Genomic DNA, 14961 nt, shown 5'->3' with positions numbered 1-14961 from the left:
TGTTGCCAAGAGCTTGAGAGGACGGCCGAAGCCCCGAACGACATGCAGGAAAAGGCAGCCAGAAACAGCAACCCGACGGAAGCCGGCAGAGCCCACGATGTCCATGTGGATCTGATCGCGGTGGTTGTCGCGGTAAACGGATACGAGCCCTGCGCGCTGACCATCGGCGAGGCCGACACGCTGCCTTCGGGGCCGTTCGAACTCGGCCACCGTTCCCTGCAATCCGGTCTCAGGACATGGGTCGAACACCAGACGAGGCATCCGCTCGGCTATATCGAGCAACTCTACACCTTCGCCGATCGCGACCGTATCGGCGACGAACCGCAGCAGCGCGTCATTTCCATCAGCTATCTGGCGCTCACCCGCGACGAGCAGGGTCCCGGCAGTTCGTCGCGCCGCTGGCGAAGCTGGTACGACTATTTCCCGTGGGAAGACCATCGCGCCGGCGCTCCGCCGCTGGTTACCGACTTGCTGGAACCGGCGCTGCACCGATGGGCGGCAAGCGCGAAACTTGAGGGGGCAGGTGCTGAACGGCGGCAGCGAATCGCCGTCGCCTTCGGTTTCGGTGACCGGCCGTGGAACGAGGAACTCGTCCTCCAGCGCTACGAACTGCTCTATGAAGCGGGGCTGGTGGAGGAGGCGCAGCGGGGGCAGGGGCCAGCTTCCGGCCAATTAATGCCGGGCAGGGCGATGGCGCTGGATCATCGCCGCATCCTCGCCACCGGGATTGCCCGGCTGCGCTCCAAGATCAAATACCGCCCCGTCGTCTTCGAATTGATGCCGCCCACCTTCACCCTGCTCCAGCTCCAGCGCACGGTCGAGGCGCTGGCCGGCCGGCTGGTGCACAAGCAGAATTTCCGCCGCCTCATCGAGCAGCAGGAACTGGTCGAGGAAACCGGCGAGACGACCTCCGACACGGGCGGCAGGCCGGCCAAGCTGTTCCGCTTCCGTCACGCCGTGCAGGCCGAGCGGGCCGCCGCTGGCACGAAATTACCGCTCACGCGCTCTTGACATCTCTTATGCTCCAAGTAAGCATATCTCCATTATACTCATCTGGAGCATAATGGAGATGCCGATGACCGCCATGCCGCTGCCGACCGCCGCGTCCCTCTACGACCGCGTGCAGCGGGTAATCCCGCCGATCGAATGGCCGGTGTTTTCCCAGGACATCGACGCGATCCTGAAGCTCAAGCGCGAACGCGACGCCGTCATTCTGGCCCACAACTACCAGACCCCGGAAATCTTCCACTGCGTCGCCGATATCGTCGGCGACAGCCTGGCGCTGGCCCGCAAGGCGATGGAGGTGGATGCCGAGGTCATCGTGCTGGCCGGCGTGCATTTCATGGCCGAGACGGCCAAGCTGCTCAATCCGGGCAAGACCGTGCTCATCCCCGATTTCGGCGCCGGCTGCTCGCTGGCCGATTCCATCACCGCCGAGGACGTGCGGCTGATGCGCCGTCGCTATCCGGGCGTGCCGGTCGTCACCTATGTCAACACCTCTGCGGCGGTGAAGGCCGAATCCGACATCTGCTGCACCTCGGGCAACGCCCTGGCGGTGGTGGAATCGCTTGGCGTGCCCCGGGTGATGATGCTTCCCGACGAATATCTGGCCCAGAACATCGCCGCCCAGACCGATGTCGAGATCATTCCCTGGAAAGGCCATTGCGAGGTGCATGAGCGCTTCACCCCGGCCGACATTCGCGAGCTGCGCGAGGCCCATCCGGGCGTCACCGTGCTTGCTCATCCCGAATGCCCGCCCGAGGTGGTGGCCGAGGCGGATTTTGCCGGCTCGACTGCGGCAATGTCGGACTATGTCGGCCGCCATCGGCCGGCCAGCGTCGTGCTGATGACCGAATGCTCGATGAGCGACAATGTCGCCATCGACCATCCCGATGTGGATTTCGTGCGCCCGTGCAACCTGTGCCCGCATATGAAGCGCATCACGCTCGCCAATATTCGCAAGGCCCTCGAGGAAAACCGCCATGAGGTGACCATCGATCCGCTGGTGGCGGAGCGCGCCCGCCGCGCGGTGGAGCGGATGCTCGCAGTATGAGTGTCGAACCGCACGATCTGCGCGGCCGGCCGGTCGTCGTCGGCAGCGGCGTGGCCGGGCTGATGACGGCACTGCTCCTGGCGCCGGAGCCGGTGGTGCTTCTGTCACGCGCGTGGTTAGGCGATTTCTCCTCCAGCATTCTGGCGCAGGGCGGGCTGGCCGCCAGTCTCGACGCCGACGACAGCCCCGACCTGCACCATGCCGATACGCTCGCGGCCGGCGATGGCCTTTGCGATGAAACCGCGGTGCGCCGTGTGGTCGAGGCCGCGCCGCTGGCGGTCGAGAAACTCGCACGGTTCGGCGTCGCCTTCGACCGCTCGCCCAACGGCACCCTGCGGCTGGGGCTGGAAGCGGCGCATTCGCGCCGCCGCATCGTGCATGCGGCGGGCGACGCCACCGGACGCGAACTGGTGCGGGCCCTCACGGCGGCCGTGCGCGCCACGCCGTCGATCACCATGCTGGAAGGCTGGGAGGCGCGTCGCCTGCTGGTGGAGGACGGTGCCATTGCCGGCCTGCTTGCCGCCGGGCCGGCCGGCGCGGCAGTGCTTTCGGCCAGCCGCGTGGTACTGGCGACCGGCGGCGTCGGCGGCCTGTTCCCGGACACCACCAATCCGCTCGGCTCCTGCGGGCAGGGGCTGGCGCTCGCCGCCCGTGCCGGCGCTGTGCTCGCCGATCCCGAGTTCGTGCAGTTCCATCCGACCGCACTGGTCCTTGCCGCCGGCGGATCGCTGCCGCTGGTCAGCGAGGCGGTACGAGGGGAGGGGGCTCTGCTGATCGACGAGAACGGAGATCGCTTCCTGGCTGCAACACCCGGTAGAGAGCTTGCACCGCGCGATGTGGTGGCGCGGGGCGTATGGCGACACCGTGCCGCCGGCCACCGCACCTTTCTCGATGCGAGGCAAAGCCTTGGTGCATCCTTCGCCACGCGTTTCCCCACCATTGACCGACTGTGCCGCGAAGCCGGCATCGACCCGGCAACCCGGCCGATCCCCGTGCGGCCCGCCGTCCACTACCACATGGGCGGCATCGCCGTGGATGCGGAAGGCCGCAGTTCCGTGTCCGGCCTTTGGGCCTGCGGCGAGGTGGCCCGCACCGGACTGCACGGTGCCAACCGGCTGGCCAGCAATTCGTTGATCGAAGCGGTCGTGTCTGCCGCCTGGGTGGCGGAAAGCGTCGCTGCCGCCGCGCCGGACCCGGCCGTTCGGACGCGGCCGTTCCCTGCCACACTGCCACCGGCGCCGGATGCCTCCCTCGTACGGTCCTGCGCCGCTCAAGCGCTCGGCATCGAGCGCGACGGCGAAACCTTGCACGAGGCCATCGCCACATTGGCACCGCTCGCCACCGGCGGCGGGCCTGCTTCCGACCCCGCCGTCGTCTTGCTGATGATGGCCGTCGCCGCCCTGCGGCGCGAGGAAAGCCGTGGCGCCCATTATCGGGCCGACTTCCCCTTGCAGGCCGAAAAGGCCACCCCGTCGCTGCTCACGCTCGACGATGCGCTCGCAGCAGCCGAAACCCTTTCCGACACCGCCATGCCATTTGCCCGGAGTGCCTGACCATGACATCTTTATCCACCCTGCCAAGCCTTCTCTACGAGCCGCTGGTGCGTGCCGCCTTGCTGGAGGATCTGGGTCGCGCCGGCGATCTGACCACCGATGCGGTCGTACCGGCCGACGTCGTCGCGACCATGGTGCTGGCCGCGCGGCAGGAGGGCGCGATCGCCGGCCTCGACGTTGCCGCCAGCGCATTCACGATCATCGATCCGCGCGTGGAGATACGCAGGGAGCGCCCGGACGGCAGCATTGTTGCGGCAGGCGATGTCATTGCGACCGTTCATGGACCTGCCCGCGCGCTGCTCACCGCGGAACGCACGGCGCTGAATTTCCTGTGCCATCTTAGCGGCATCGCCACCGCCACCTCTGCCGTGGTGCAGGCGGTACGCGGCCACAAGGCACAGATCGTGTGCACGCGCAAGACGACGCCCGGCCTGCGCGCGCTGGAAAAATATGCGGTGCGCGCCGGCGGCGGCGCCAACCACCGCTTCGGCCTCGACGACGCCGTGCTCATCAAGGACAACCACATCGCCATCGCCGGCGATATCCGCACCGCCATCGCAAGGGCGCGCGCCGGCGCCGGCCATATGGTGCGCATCGAGGTCGAGGTGGATTCGCTGGAGCAGCTCGAGGTCGCGCTGGCCGAGGGCGTCGATGCCGTGCTGCTCGACAACATGTCGGTCGGGCAGTTGAAACAGGCGGTGGCGATGGTTGGCGGGCGCGCGCTCACCGAAGCCTCCGGCCGGGTGACGCCCCGGACCGCCCCGGCGGTCGCCGCGACCGGCGTGGATCTCATCTCCATCGGCTGGCTGACGCACAGTGCGCCGATCCTCGACATCGGGCTGGATAGCGACGCGCAAGGGCACCAGCAGGCCGCGTGACAGGGGCCGGGGAGGGGCATGCCGCAACAGGACAGGGTTGCGGCATATCCATCAGCGCGGTGAATCGATCAGGGCAACCGATTCACGGAACTCGTTGGACGCCGATCCGCAGCCGGGCGAGATTGGGCCATGTCCAGCGACACGAACGCCCTCCACCTTCGACGCATCGATACGAACCGGAACATGCGTCGCTTCTATATGCTGACGATCCAGCCGACTCTCTTCGGCGGCGCCTCGCTTGTCCGCAACTGGGGCCGGATCGGCACCAGCGGCCAGGTCATGGTCGAGACCTTCGACGATTCGAGCCAGGTCGATACCGCATTTGCCCGGCTGGAGCGGGCAAAGCGCAAGCGCGGCTATTCCTGACCCGCCGGGAACCGGTTCGGTTGCATTTGATTCAAAGGCAGCGGTGGATTTTTGCTCTCTTTTGGCATGCCCGTGAGATGAACGGACAGGCGGGCATTGATGGAGAGCAGTTTGACACGAGATCTATCGGCCGCCCGCCTGCATCTTGAACGCGCCTACCACTATCTCGGCGGCAATGACGACACCTGCCGCAAGGCACGCGAAGCGCTGGACCTCCTGATCGAGGCAGTGGCGGCGGCGGAGCACGCGCGGCCGGCTGCGAAGGTCATCGAGTTCCCGTCGCAGTCGCGCAACGCCAGGTGATCCCGCCCAAGCAGCCGGTGATGAGGCCGCATCTGCAAAAAACGGCGCTCGGCACGCCGCTAGCCGGTGCCGGCCGAGTTCTGGGCTTCGATGCGATTGAGGACGGCGCAGGCCGCTTCTATCCGGTATCTCGGCCGATGGTCGAGAACCTGACCGCCCAGGGTGGCAATTGCTTCCGTCACGGTATCCCACGCCGTCCAGCTTCCGTCGGCTTCCTGCACGGGAACGTATCTTCGGTTATTATATATCATCTTGCTGATATAAGGTGGCGCAGGGGACCGGCAAATCAAGCTTGTTCGCCAAAAGTTTCATATGGCGGCCGTTGGCCCGCCGGTACCCAATACGACTATCGTCTTAGACGAACTCTGCTTTCTCCCGAACCGACAACGGTGTTAGCATCCCCGCGCAAGCATTTACGACATGGCCGCCATGGCGCGGATTCCGTCGGTCGAGCATGTGAGAGGAGGCGACTGCCGCGACCACATCGAGCGTAGGCGACCAGTGTTCATGGCATATGGATCAGCCGTCCCTTCGAGAAGGCGGCCAAATGGGAGGTAACTACGTGAAGCTTCTGTCCCTGATTTCGGCGGCACTGGTGGCTGCCACTGCGATTCCCGCAACGGCGGCCGAACTGTCCGACGGCAAGGTCAAGATCGGCATTCTCAACGATCAGTCGGGCGTCTACGCCGATTTCGGCGGCAAATGGTCGGTCGAGGCCGCGAAGATGGCTGTCGAGGACTTCGGCGGCACGCTGCAGGGCGCCCCGATCGAAATCATCAGCGCCGACCATCAGAACAAGCCTGACATCGCCTCCAACATCGCCCGGCAATGGTACGACACCGAACAGGTCGACGCGATCATGGAACTGACGACGTCTTCCGTGGCGCTGGCCGTGCAGGGCATCTCGGCTGAAAAGAAGAAGATCGATCTGGTCACCGGCGCCGCCACCACCGAGCTGACCGGCAAGGCCTGCTCGCCCTACGGCTTCCACTGGGCCTATGACACCCACGCGCTGGCCGTGGGCACCGGCGGCGCGCTGGTCAAGCAGGGCGGCGACACCTGGTTCTTTCTGACGGCGGACTATGCCTTCGGCTATTCGCTGGAGGAGCAGACCGCGAATTTCGTCAAGTCGCAGGGCGGGCAGGTTCTCGGCGCGGTGCGCCATCCGCTCGCCACGACCGACTATTCCTCCTTCCTGCTGCAGGCGCAGGCGTCCGGCGCCAAGGTCGTCGGCCTCGCCAATGCCGGGCTCGACACCGCCAACGCCATCAAGCAGGCGGCGGAATTCGGCATCGTCGCCGGCGGCCAGCGCATGGCGGCGCTTCTGTTCACCCTTGCCGAGGTGCACGGCCTCGGGCTTGAGGCCGCGCAGGGGCTGACGCTGACGGAAAGCTTCTACTGGGACCGCGACGATGAATCGCGTGAATTCGCCCAGCGCTATTTCGACAAGACCGGCCGCATGCCCAACATGATCCAGGCCGGAACCTATTCCGGCGTGCTGCAATATCTCAAGGCCATCGACAAGGCCGGCACCGACGAGACGGAAGCCGTGGCCAAGCTGATGCACGAAATGCCGGTCGAGGACGTTTTCGCGCGTGGCGGCAAGGTCACGCCGAACGGGCGGCTGGTCTCCGATGTCTATCTGATGGAAGTCAAGAAGCCGGCCGAAAGCACCAAGGAATGGGACTACTTCAAGGTGCTGGCGACGGTCCCCGGTGACGAGGCCTACATCAAGCCGGCCGAAAGCGGCTGTCCGCTGGTCACCCAGTGACGGTCGCGGCAGGCATGGCGGCTCCTGCTGCCACAGCCGGCCCGGAGCAGCCGCGGGTGGTGCTGAGCGCCCGCGGCCTGCGTCGTGATTTTGCCGGTTTCGTTGCCGTCAACAATGTCGACCTCGACATCCATCATGGCAAGATACATGCCCTGATCGGCCCCAACGGGGCCGGCAAGACCACCGTCTTCAACCTGCTGACCAAGTTCCTGCAACCGACCGCCGGCACCATCGAGCTGCTGGGACAGGACATCACCAACATGCCGGCGGCGAAGGTGGCGCGCATGGGGCTGGTGCGCTCGTTCCAGATTTCGGCCATCTTCCCCTTCCTCAGCGTGCTCGACAATGTACGCGTGGCGCTGCAACGCCCGAACGGCCTTGCCGTGCAGTTCTGGCGGCCTCTTTCGGCGCTCGACCGGCTGACCCCGCGAGCGGAGGAACTGCTGGCCGCGGTCGGGCTGGAAGACGTGCGCCACAAGCTGGCCGGCGATCTTTCCTATGGCCGCAAGCGCGTGCTGGAGATCGCCACCACGCTGGCGCTCGACCCCAAGGTGCTTTTGCTGGACGAGCCGATGGCCGGCATGGGTCACGAGGACGTCGGCATGGTTTCCGGCATCATCCGCTCCGTGGCCGGCGATCGCGCCGTGCTGATGGTCGAGCACAATCTGGCCGTGGTGGCGGACCTGTGCGACTGGATCACCGTGCTGCAACGCGGCGAGATTCTCGCTGCCGGCGACTACACCAGCGTCAGCCGCGACGAGCGGGTCAGGACCGCCTATATGGGGACGGAACATGAGTGAGGCGCCGCTTCTGTCGGTTCGTGGCCTCAACGCCTGGTACGGCGAAAGCCATGCGCTGCACGGCGTCGATCTCGAGGTCTTCGAGGGCGAGACGGTGACGCTGCTTGGCCGCAACGGCGTCGGCAAGACCACCACCTTGCGCGCCATCATGGGCCTGATCCGCAAGCGCACCGGCGAAATTTCCTTCGCCGGCCAGGACCTGATGCGCATGCCGCTGCACCGGACGGCGCATGCGGGCCTGGGCTATGTGCCGGAAGAGCGCGGCATCTTCGCCACGCTGACCGTGGACGAGAACCTGCTGCTGCCGCCGGTGGTGGCTCCCGGCGGCATGAGCGTGGAGGAAATCTTCGACCTGTTCCCCAACCTCAAGGAACGCCGCAACAGCCAGGGCACCAAGCTCTCCGGCGGCGAGCAGCAGATGCTGGCCATCGCGCGCATGCTGCGCACGGGCGTGAAGATGCTGCTGCTCGACGAGCCGACCGAGGGGCTGGCGCCGGTCATCGTCCAGCGCATCGGCGATCTTCTCGCCACGCTGAAGAAACGCGGCATGACCATCCTGCTGGTCGAGCAGAATTTCCGTTTCGCCAGCCGCATCGCCGACCGCTTCTACCTGATGGAGCACGGCAAGGTGGTGGGCGGCTTCCCGGTCGGCGAACTGTCCGGCCGGATGGAGCAGCTCCACGAGGTGCTGGGCGTATGAGGGCGACATGACGACCATATTCGGCATTCCCGTTCAGGCGTTCCTTGGCCAGTTGCTGGTCGGCCTCATCAACGGCTCCTTCTATGCGATGCTGAGCCTCGGCCTCGCCATCATCTTCGGCCTGCTGCGCGTCATCAATTTCGCCCACGGCGCGCAATACATGCTGGGCGCCTTCATCGGCTACCTGCTGCTCGTCCATTTCGGCATCGGCTACTGGCCGGCATTGATCATCGCGCCGGCGATCGTCGGCATCATCGGCATCGTCATCGAGCGGCTGGCCCTGTCCCGGCTCTACAACATCGACCCTCTCTACGGACTGCTGTTCACCTTCGGGCTCGCCCTGGTGATCGAGGGCGTGTTCCGCTACCTCTACGGCGTTTCCGGCAACCCCTATTCGGTGCCACCGCTGCTTGCCGGCGGCACCAATCTCGGCTTCATGTTCCTGCCCAACTACCGCGGCTGGGTGGTGATCGCCTCGCTGGCCGTGTGCCTCGGCACATGGTTCGCCATCGAGAAGACGCGGCTCGGCGCCTATCTGCGCGCCGCGACGGAGAACCCGCGGCTGGTGCAGGCCTTCGGCGTCAACGTGCCGCTGCTCCTGACGCTGACCTACGGGCTCGGCTCGGCGCTGGCCGGGCTGGCCGGCATCCTTGCCGCGCCGGTCTACCAAGTCAGCCCGCTGATGGGCTCGAACCTGATCATCGTGGTGTTCGCGGTGGTGGTCGTGGGCGGCATGGGTTCCATCATGGGCGCCATCGTCACCGGCTACATGCTGGGGCTCGCCGAGGGCCTGACCAAGGTCTTCTACCCGGAAGCCTCCAACATCGTGATCTTCGTCATCATGGCCATCGTGCTTCTGGTTCGCCCGGCCGGCCTGTTCGGAAAGGACGCCTGACCATGGCCGAGATGACCCTCAGAGAAGCGCGCGCCAAGACCTCGGGCAAGCTGGAATGGCTGCTGATCGCCGTCGGCATAGCCGGGCTGATCGCGGCCCCCTTCTTCATCTACCCGATCTTCATGATGAAGATGCTGTGCTTCGCGCTGTTCGCCTGCGCCTTCAACCTTTTGCTCGGCTATACCGGGCTGCTGTCCTTCGGCCATGCCGCCTTCTTCGGGGGGGCGGCCTATTTCACCGCCCATGCCGTCAAGGTCTGGGGCCTGCCGCCGGAGGTCGGCATATTGGTCGGTGTCGCCGGTGCGGCCGTGCTCGGCCTCGTCATGGGGTTCTTCGCCATACGGCGACAAGGCATCTATTTCGCTATGATCACGCTGGCGCTGGCGCAGATGTTCTTCTTCTTCTGCGTGCAGGCGCCGTTCACCGGAGGCGAGGACGGCATCCAGGGCGTGCCGCGCGGCATGCTGTTCGGCCTCGTCAACCTGCATACGCCACTCAACGTCTACTATTTCGTGCTGGCGGTGTTCCTGCTCGGCGTGTTCGCCATCTGGCGCATCGTCAACTCGCCCTTCGGCATGATCCTGCGCTCGATCCGCGAAAACGAGAACCGCGCCACCTCGCTGGGCTACACCGTGGCCAACTACAAGCTGGCGGCCTTCGTCATGTCGGCGGCGCTGTCGGGACTGGCCGGCGCGCTGAAGGCCATCGTCTTCCAGTTCGCGACGCTGACCGACGTGGCTTGGCAGATGTCGGGCGAGGTGATCCTGATGACACTGCTCGGCGGCATCGGCACCATGGTCGGCCCCATCATCGGCGCCGGTCTGGTCGTCGGCCTGCAGAACTCGCTGGCGACCTCGGATTTCCCCGTCACCATCGCCACCGGCCTGATCTTCATGGTCTGTGTGCTGATCTTCCGCCGCGGCATCGTCGGCGAGGTCTATGCCCGGCTTCTGGCCGCCGGCAGACGAGGGGGCGAGAGCTGAACCGCGAAGGCCGGCCGGAGCATCCGCGGCCCTCAGGTGCCGGGGGCTTCGCGGCGCCAGTAGGAGACGACCAGATGCTCGTCCTTGCCGAGGCCGCGCTCCTTGCGCAGATAGGCACGGATCGAGCGGAAGGCCTCGAATTCGCATCCAGCCCAGACATAGGGCGAGGCCCCATCTTGCGGGAAGGGCACGGCTCGCACCGCATCGGCAAGCAGCGTCGTGGTGCCGGCGGCCGCCCCGTCGCGCAGCAACCACTCCACCTCGATTTGCGGCGGGTGCCGTAGCGCCTGCTTTTCCGCTTCGTCCGCAACCTCGATCAGGGCCTTGCCCCGCGCATCCTGCGGCAGATGTTCGAGCATGCGCCCGATGGCCGGCAGCGCCGTTTCGTCACCGGCAAGGAGATACCACCCGGCCGGCCGCAGGCCGCCGCCGCCGGGGCCGATCACCCCCACCCGTTCGCCCGGCTGCACCCGTTCCGCCAGTGCGGAACCCGGCCCGGCATCGGCATGCAGCACGAAATCGATGTCGAGCGTCCCCGCAACCTTGTCGATCGACCTGACCGTATATTTGCGGAACTGGGGGCGGCTGGCCTCGTCCTCCCACCGGATCAGCCCGTCGGGACCCACCGTCGGCCATTGCGGTTCGCTGCGGCCTGCATGCTGGCACAGCACATTGAGATGCAGATCGCCAAGCGTATCGAAGCGGGCGATATCCGAGCCGGTAAAGGTGATGCGGCGCATATGCGGCGTCACATCGCGCACCGCCAAAACCTCCAATATGCGGAAATTGGGAGGACGCACCAGATCCTGGCCATCCCCCTGCCAGACGATGGGAGGGATGCCCGGCCCCGCAAACTCGACGATATGCGACGCCACCGTAAGGCGCAGGAAATAGAGATCCTCGAGACTGGCCGCATCCGCGTCGACCTGCGTCGAACCGCCGGAGCGGGAGAAGCGCGCGCGGGTGCCGCGAAAGTTCAGGATGCGCCCGCCGGTATCCGCCTCCACCTGTGCCCCGTGCTCGACCATGTGCTCGCACAAGGCATCGAGCACGGCTTCGGCGTCTTCAAGCTCCACAAGCGCGCTGGCGACGAACCTCTTCATCGGCCCGGCTCCTTTCCTTGCAACTGTCCATCGGCACCATCTTCCAGCCCGACCCAGAATGTGCCTTCGAGCGGCGCGGCCATGAAGTTGCGGTTGATTTGCGCCAGCGTGTCGGCAGGATCGAGGTCGGCGAACAGGTCCGGATGCAGCCATTTCGCCAGGCACTCCAGCATCAGCACGCTGATCGCCGAGATGGAAAGCTGATGCGAAATACCGTAGGCGCGCCCTTCGCGCACCGCCGTGAGGCTGTCGAGATGATTGCGCCCCACTGCACCGCGCAGCGACTCGCGCGCGGCCTTGTCACTGATACCCCCGCCGACGACAAGGCCGCCCTGGCGCGCGAGATGCGGCCCGCCCGTGGCGACATAGACGCGGGGATCGGTCTCGAGCACATATTCGAGACTGAGTTGCCCGTCATAGCCCGGGACGAGCCCGGCGCCGATGCTGTGGCCGCCGGCCAGCTCGACGAGCTGGGTCAGGCGGTTGTCCGCGCCCGGCGTGGCGCAACAGCTTACCCCTGCATGGGCATCGACCAGCAGGTCCGGCCGGTCCGTAACCTGGCCGAGCCGCTCGACGACATGGGCGTAGCGGGAAAGAACGAACTCCGCGAAGCCGGACGCTTCCGCCTCACGGCCGATGGCCTGTCCCAGCAGGCGCATGGAAAAGGCGGTGGCTTCGCCGGGCCCGCGCGAGGCGTTGGCCGGGCCGTCCAGGAAAAGCGTCGGCACCCCGGCCGCCGCCAGCCGCTCGACCGTGCTGTCCCATCCCTGATCCCAGATGCTGACGACGAACAGGTCGGGCCCGGCGCCCAGGACCGCCTCCGCCGACGCGTTGGCCGGCGTAACGGAGCCGACTATGGGCACATCGTCGATCTGCGGGAATTTCCGCCGGAAGCTCTCATACATGCCGGCATCGAAACGGCGCGGCGCGGCCCACCCCGCCAGCCTCGCCACCGGATCGGGATCGATCAGGCCCAGCGACAGGAGCAGCAGGCTTTCGTTGGTGACGATGCGGCGGGCGGGCGCAGTGAGGCGCACCTCGCGCCCGGCGGCGTCGGTCATGACGATATCGGCGCGTGCGGTGCCCATGCCACCCGCCACGGCGGCGGCAAGGCACAGCAGGAACAGGCCGGCCCACCACAGGCGACCGGCCTTTCCTGCCATCCGGATGAAAGACGTCACCATGTGTATTTCAGATTGGCCGTGATCGCGCGTCCCGCACCGTAGTTGCAGCTTCCGCCGGTATTATTGAGGCAATGCGTGACATATTTCTTGTCGAACAGATTGGTGACATTGACCCTGAGCTTGGTGCCCTCGAATTCCTTGTCCAGCGCCCCGAAATCATATTCGGCGCCAATGTCCACCAGCGTGCGGGCGGGAATGCGCAACTCGTCCAGATAGGTGCTGTCGGTCTGGTAGGACGACATGGCGCGCACGCCGGCTCCCACGGAAAGCCCCGGCACGAAATCCGGCCTGTAGGTGACCCACAGCATACCCTGATGCTCCGGCAGGCGAAGCATTTCGCGGCCGAGCGACACCGGGTTGTTGGTCGTCAGCACCTCCGAGTCGGAATAGGCATAGGCGGCGAGGATGTCGAGCTGCGGCGTCAGTTCGTAGCGGCCCTCGATCTCCACACCGCGCACACGCTGCTTGCCGCCCTGCACATAGTTGGTGGGACGGGTGGGTCGTGGATCATCCGGGTCGGGTATCAGGGCGTTTTCCAGCGTAAGCTGGTAGAGCGACAGGGCAATCATGCCACGCGCGTCCACCGGCTCGTATTTGACACCCACCTCGAACTGCTCCGCCGTCTGCGCCTTGAACGGGTTGCCGTCCTTGTCCGTGCCGAGATTGGGCAGGAAGGCGGTCGAGTAGCTGGCATAGGGCGTGAGACCGTTGTCGAACAGATAGGCGAGGCCGACGCGCCCGGTCAGTTCCTCGTCCTTCGTCGCGACCGTCGGGTTGCCGGGCTTCATGCGATTCGTGCTGTCGATGGACGACAGATCGTAGCGCAGGCCGAACGTTCCCACCCAGCGGTCGTAACGAACCTGATCCTGCACATAGAGGCCGGTCTGGTCGAGCTTCTGCAGGCCGGAATTCTGGTAGGCGGGCATCGGCACCGGATAACCGTAGACGGGATCGCGGAAGTCGAGCGGCGGCGGCACCGGGTCACCGAAGGCCGAATTGCCGAAATTGGTGTCGGACACGCCGTGCATATAGTCCAGGCCGAAAAGAACCGTGTGGTCCAGGGCACCGGTGCGGAAGCGGGCCTCGGCCTGATTGTCGACCGAAAAGCTCGTCAGCCGGTCGTCCGATACGGCAGCGACACGGCTGAGTTCGCCGGACGGCGCACCGTCAAAGGCGAAAGCAGGATTGACCAGCGCCAGATGCATATACTGGTCGGAACGGCCGTAGCGCAGGTTCTGCCGCGCGGTCCAGGTGTCGTCGAAGGCGTGCTCGAACTCGTAGCCGAGATGATAGTAATCCCGTTTGAAGCTGCCGGAATCCGGCTCGCCCAGGAAAAGGTCCCGCGGAATCTCGCCGGCGGGATTGGGCAGCAGCGTGCCTGCGGCGGGATAGAAGCGCGGGCTGAAGATCGGGCGATCGTGCTGATAGTAGCCGTAGAGCGTCAGCGACGTATCGGTATCGGGGCTCCAGGTGAGGCTTGGCGCCAACATCACCTGCCGGTCGCGCTCGTGATCGATCTGGCCGTGCATGTTCTTGGCAAGGCCGATGAAGCGATAGCTCCAGTCGCCGTCCTCGGTCAGCGGTCCGGTCATGTCGACCGCGCCCTGAATACCCCCGAAGCCGCTCGTCTGGATGCTGGCCTCGCGATGCGCCGTGGTCTGCGGGCGCTTGCCCACCATGTTGACGAGACCGCCGGGAACGGTGCGGCCATAGAGGACCGAAGCCGGCCCCTTGATGACCTCGACCCGTTCCAGCGCATAGGAGTTGATGCTCGGCGTGGCGTAGTTGCTCGGATCGCCGAACATGCCAAGGCCGTCCAGCCACATCATCGAGTAGCTGTTGAAGCCCCGGATATAGAGCCAGTCATAACGCAGGTCATACCCGTTCGGGTCGGGGTGAACGCCGGGCGTATAGCGCAGCGCTTCGGCCACCGTATTGGCACCCTGCACATCCATCTGGTCGCGGGTGACGACGCTGACTGCCTGCGGCGTCTCGCGCAACGACGTATCCGTCTTGGAGGCGGCGCGGCTGCGCTTGGCCACGATGCCCTGATCCGGGCCGACCGGGCTCTCGCCCTCCACCGTGACGGTATCCAGGACGACGGGGCTGTCGGCCGAAGCCTCCTGCGCAAGCGCCGGCACCCCGGCAACACCGCAGATAAAAGTCGAAGCAAGAAGGACCGCCACGCTGCGGCGCCATGAGGCGACACGGCCGCCGCTTGCCCAATCGGCGCGTTCCATGCCCGAAACCCGCGAAACCCCTGTGTCGCGCATAGTTGACCCTGCTCCGGTATCTGCGATGATTGCTATAAACTTGACTTCATATATCAAGTTAAAATAGTCATTATGGCAGCATGCCATAAGTGGCAACGT

15 protein-coding genes are annotated in these 14961 nt (G+C 65.8%); 11 read left to right on the top strand and 4 right to left on the bottom strand.

Annotated features, from left to right (window positions below; all coding sequences use genetic code 11):
- Positions 1–42: 42 nt before the first annotated feature.
- From ABID37_RS15440 to ABID37_RS15415, 6 genes are all read left to right on the top strand, one after another.
- Entirely contained in the window at positions 43–1011 is a 969-nt protein-coding gene (locus ABID37_RS15440) for an NUDIX hydrolase (RefSeq protein WP_354196294.1), read from the top strand.
- A gap of 64 nt (positions 1012–1075) precedes the next feature.
- Positions 1076–2053, top strand: a complete 978-nt coding sequence (gene nadA / locus ABID37_RS15435; RefSeq protein ID WP_354196292.1) for a quinolinate synthase NadA — start codon at positions 1076–1078, stop codon at positions 2051–2053.
- Entirely contained in the window at positions 2050–3606 is a 1557-nt protein-coding gene (locus ABID37_RS15430; protein WP_354196290.1) for an L-aspartate oxidase, read from the top strand. The genes nadA and ABID37_RS15430 overlap by 4 nt, the downstream gene beginning before the upstream one ends.
- Before the next feature lie 2 nt (positions 3607–3608).
- Complete coding sequence (gene nadC / locus ABID37_RS15425; RefSeq protein WP_354196288.1) at positions 3609–4484, top strand: carboxylating nicotinate-nucleotide diphosphorylase; 876 nt, start codon at positions 3609–3611, stop codon at positions 4482–4484.
- A gap of 129 nt (positions 4485–4613) precedes the next feature.
- Positions 4614–4850 (top strand): WGR domain-containing protein, encoded by a 237-nt coding sequence (locus ABID37_RS15420; protein WP_354196286.1) that lies wholly within the window; start codon positions 4614–4616, stop codon positions 4848–4850.
- A gap of 111 nt (positions 4851–4961) precedes the next feature.
- Positions 4962–5153 carry a hypothetical protein gene (locus ABID37_RS15415; RefSeq protein WP_354196284.1) on the top strand — a complete coding sequence of 64 codons (192 nt, stop codon included), beginning with the start codon at positions 4962–4964 and terminating at the stop codon, positions 5151–5153.
- A gap of 59 nt (positions 5154–5212) precedes the next feature.
- Here the strand turns inward: ABID37_RS15415 and ABID37_RS15410 are convergent, their stop codons facing one another.
- Positions 5213–5374 (bottom strand): hypothetical protein, encoded by a 162-nt coding sequence (locus ABID37_RS15410; protein WP_354196282.1) that lies wholly within the window; start codon positions 5372–5374, stop codon positions 5213–5215.
- A 341-nt stretch (positions 5375–5715) separates the two neighbouring features.
- Here ABID37_RS15410 and ABID37_RS15405 point away from each other — a divergent pair, with 341 nt between their 5' ends.
- Genes ABID37_RS15405 through ABID37_RS15385 form a run of 5 tightly spaced genes read left to right on the top strand, consistent with a single transcriptional unit; the run spans position 5716 to position 10302 of the window.
- The gene (locus tag ABID37_RS15405; RefSeq protein ID WP_354196280.1) at positions 5716–6924 is read left to right on the top strand and encodes an ABC transporter substrate-binding protein; all 1209 of its coding nucleotides are present in this window, start codon (positions 5716–5718) and stop codon (positions 6922–6924) included.
- 14 nt (positions 6925–6938) lie between these two features.
- Positions 6939–7724 carry an ABC transporter ATP-binding protein gene (locus tag ABID37_RS15400; protein WP_354196278.1) on the top strand — a complete coding sequence of 262 codons (786 nt, stop codon included), beginning with the start codon at positions 6939–6941 and terminating at the stop codon, positions 7722–7724.
- Complete coding sequence (locus ABID37_RS15395; RefSeq protein WP_354196276.1) at positions 7717–8424, top strand: ABC transporter ATP-binding protein; 708 nt, start codon at positions 7717–7719, stop codon at positions 8422–8424. The genes ABID37_RS15400 and ABID37_RS15395 overlap by 8 nt, the downstream gene beginning before the upstream one ends.
- A gap of 7 nt (positions 8425–8431) precedes the next feature.
- Positions 8432–9319 carry a branched-chain amino acid ABC transporter permease gene (locus ABID37_RS15390; RefSeq protein WP_354196274.1) on the top strand — a complete coding sequence of 296 codons (888 nt, stop codon included), beginning with the start codon at positions 8432–8434 and terminating at the stop codon, positions 9317–9319.
- Positions 9320–9321: 2 nt separating this feature from the next.
- A complete protein-coding gene (locus ABID37_RS15385; RefSeq protein WP_354196272.1) occupies positions 9322–10302 on the top strand; it encodes a branched-chain amino acid ABC transporter permease in 981 nt (326 codons plus the stop codon).
- Positions 10303–10334: 32 nt separating this feature from the next.
- Here the strand turns inward: ABID37_RS15385 and ABID37_RS15380 are convergent, their stop codons facing one another.
- The 3 genes from ABID37_RS15380 to ABID37_RS15370 are packed head-to-tail and all read right to left on the bottom strand — an operon-like array spanning position 10335 to position 14862.
- The gene (locus ABID37_RS15380; RefSeq protein ID WP_354196270.1) at positions 10335–11405 is read right to left on the bottom strand and encodes a DUF2218 domain-containing protein; all 1071 of its coding nucleotides are present in this window, start codon (positions 11403–11405) and stop codon (positions 10335–10337) included.
- A complete protein-coding gene (locus tag ABID37_RS15375; protein ID WP_354196268.1) occupies positions 11402–12589 on the bottom strand; it encodes an ABC transporter substrate-binding protein in 1188 nt (395 codons plus the stop codon). Before ABID37_RS15375 ends, ABID37_RS15380 begins: the two co-directional genes overlap by 4 nt.
- On the bottom strand, positions 12583–14862 hold the full coding sequence (locus ABID37_RS15370) for a TonB-dependent siderophore receptor (RefSeq protein ID WP_354196266.1): 2280 nt from the start codon (positions 14860–14862) through the stop codon (positions 12583–12585). The genes ABID37_RS15375 and ABID37_RS15370 overlap by 7 nt, the downstream gene beginning before the upstream one ends.
- Positions 14863–14961: the final 99 nt, after the last annotated feature.

This window comes from Aquamicrobium terrae (genome assembly GCF_040545735.1).
GTDB lineage: Bacteria > Pseudomonadota > Alphaproteobacteria > Rhizobiales > Rhizobiaceae > Mesorhizobium > Mesorhizobium terrae_A.
This window is presented reverse-complemented; position numbering and strand designations above follow the sequence as displayed.

Bases quoted from the DNA above. Each gene is read 5' to 3' on its own strand.
- ABID37_RS15440 (WP_354196294.1), top strand. From the start codon at position 43: ATGCAGGAAAAGGCAGCCAGAAACAGCAACCCGACGGAAGCCGGCAGA.
- nadA (WP_354196292.1), top strand. From the start codon at position 1,076: ATGACCGCCATGCCGCTGCCGACCGCCGCGTCCCTCTACGACCGCGTG.
- ABID37_RS15430 (WP_354196290.1), top strand. From the start codon at position 2,050: ATGAGTGTCGAACCGCACGATCTGCGCGGCCGGCCGGTCGTCGTCGGC.
- nadC (WP_354196288.1), top strand. From the start codon at position 3,609: ATGACATCTTTATCCACCCTGCCAAGCCTTCTCTACGAGCCGCTGGTG.
- ABID37_RS15420 (WP_354196286.1), top strand. From the start codon at position 4,614: ATGTCCAGCGACACGAACGCCCTCCACCTTCGACGCATCGATACGAAC.
- ABID37_RS15400 (WP_354196278.1), top strand. From the start codon at position 6,939: ATGGCGGCTCCTGCTGCCACAGCCGGCCCGGAGCAGCCGCGGGTGGTG.
- ABID37_RS15395 (WP_354196276.1), top strand. From the start codon at position 7,717: ATGAGTGAGGCGCCGCTTCTGTCGGTTCGTGGCCTCAACGCCTGGTAC.
- ABID37_RS15390 (WP_354196274.1), top strand. From the start codon at position 8,432: ATGACGACCATATTCGGCATTCCCGTTCAGGCGTTCCTTGGCCAGTTG.
- ABID37_RS15385 (WP_354196272.1), top strand. From the start codon at position 9,322: ATGGCCGAGATGACCCTCAGAGAAGCGCGCGCCAAGACCTCGGGCAAG.
- ABID37_RS15380 (WP_354196270.1), bottom strand. From the start codon at position 11,405: ATGAAGAGGTTCGTCGCCAGCGCGCTTGTGGAGCTTGAAGACGCCGAA.
- ABID37_RS15375 (WP_354196268.1), bottom strand. From the start codon at position 12,589: ATGGTGACGTCTTTCATCCGGATGGCAGGAAAGGCCGGTCGCCTGTGG.
- ABID37_RS15370 (WP_354196266.1), bottom strand. From the start codon at position 14,862: ATGCGCGACACAGGGGTTTCGCGGGTTTCGGGCATGGAACGCGCCGAT.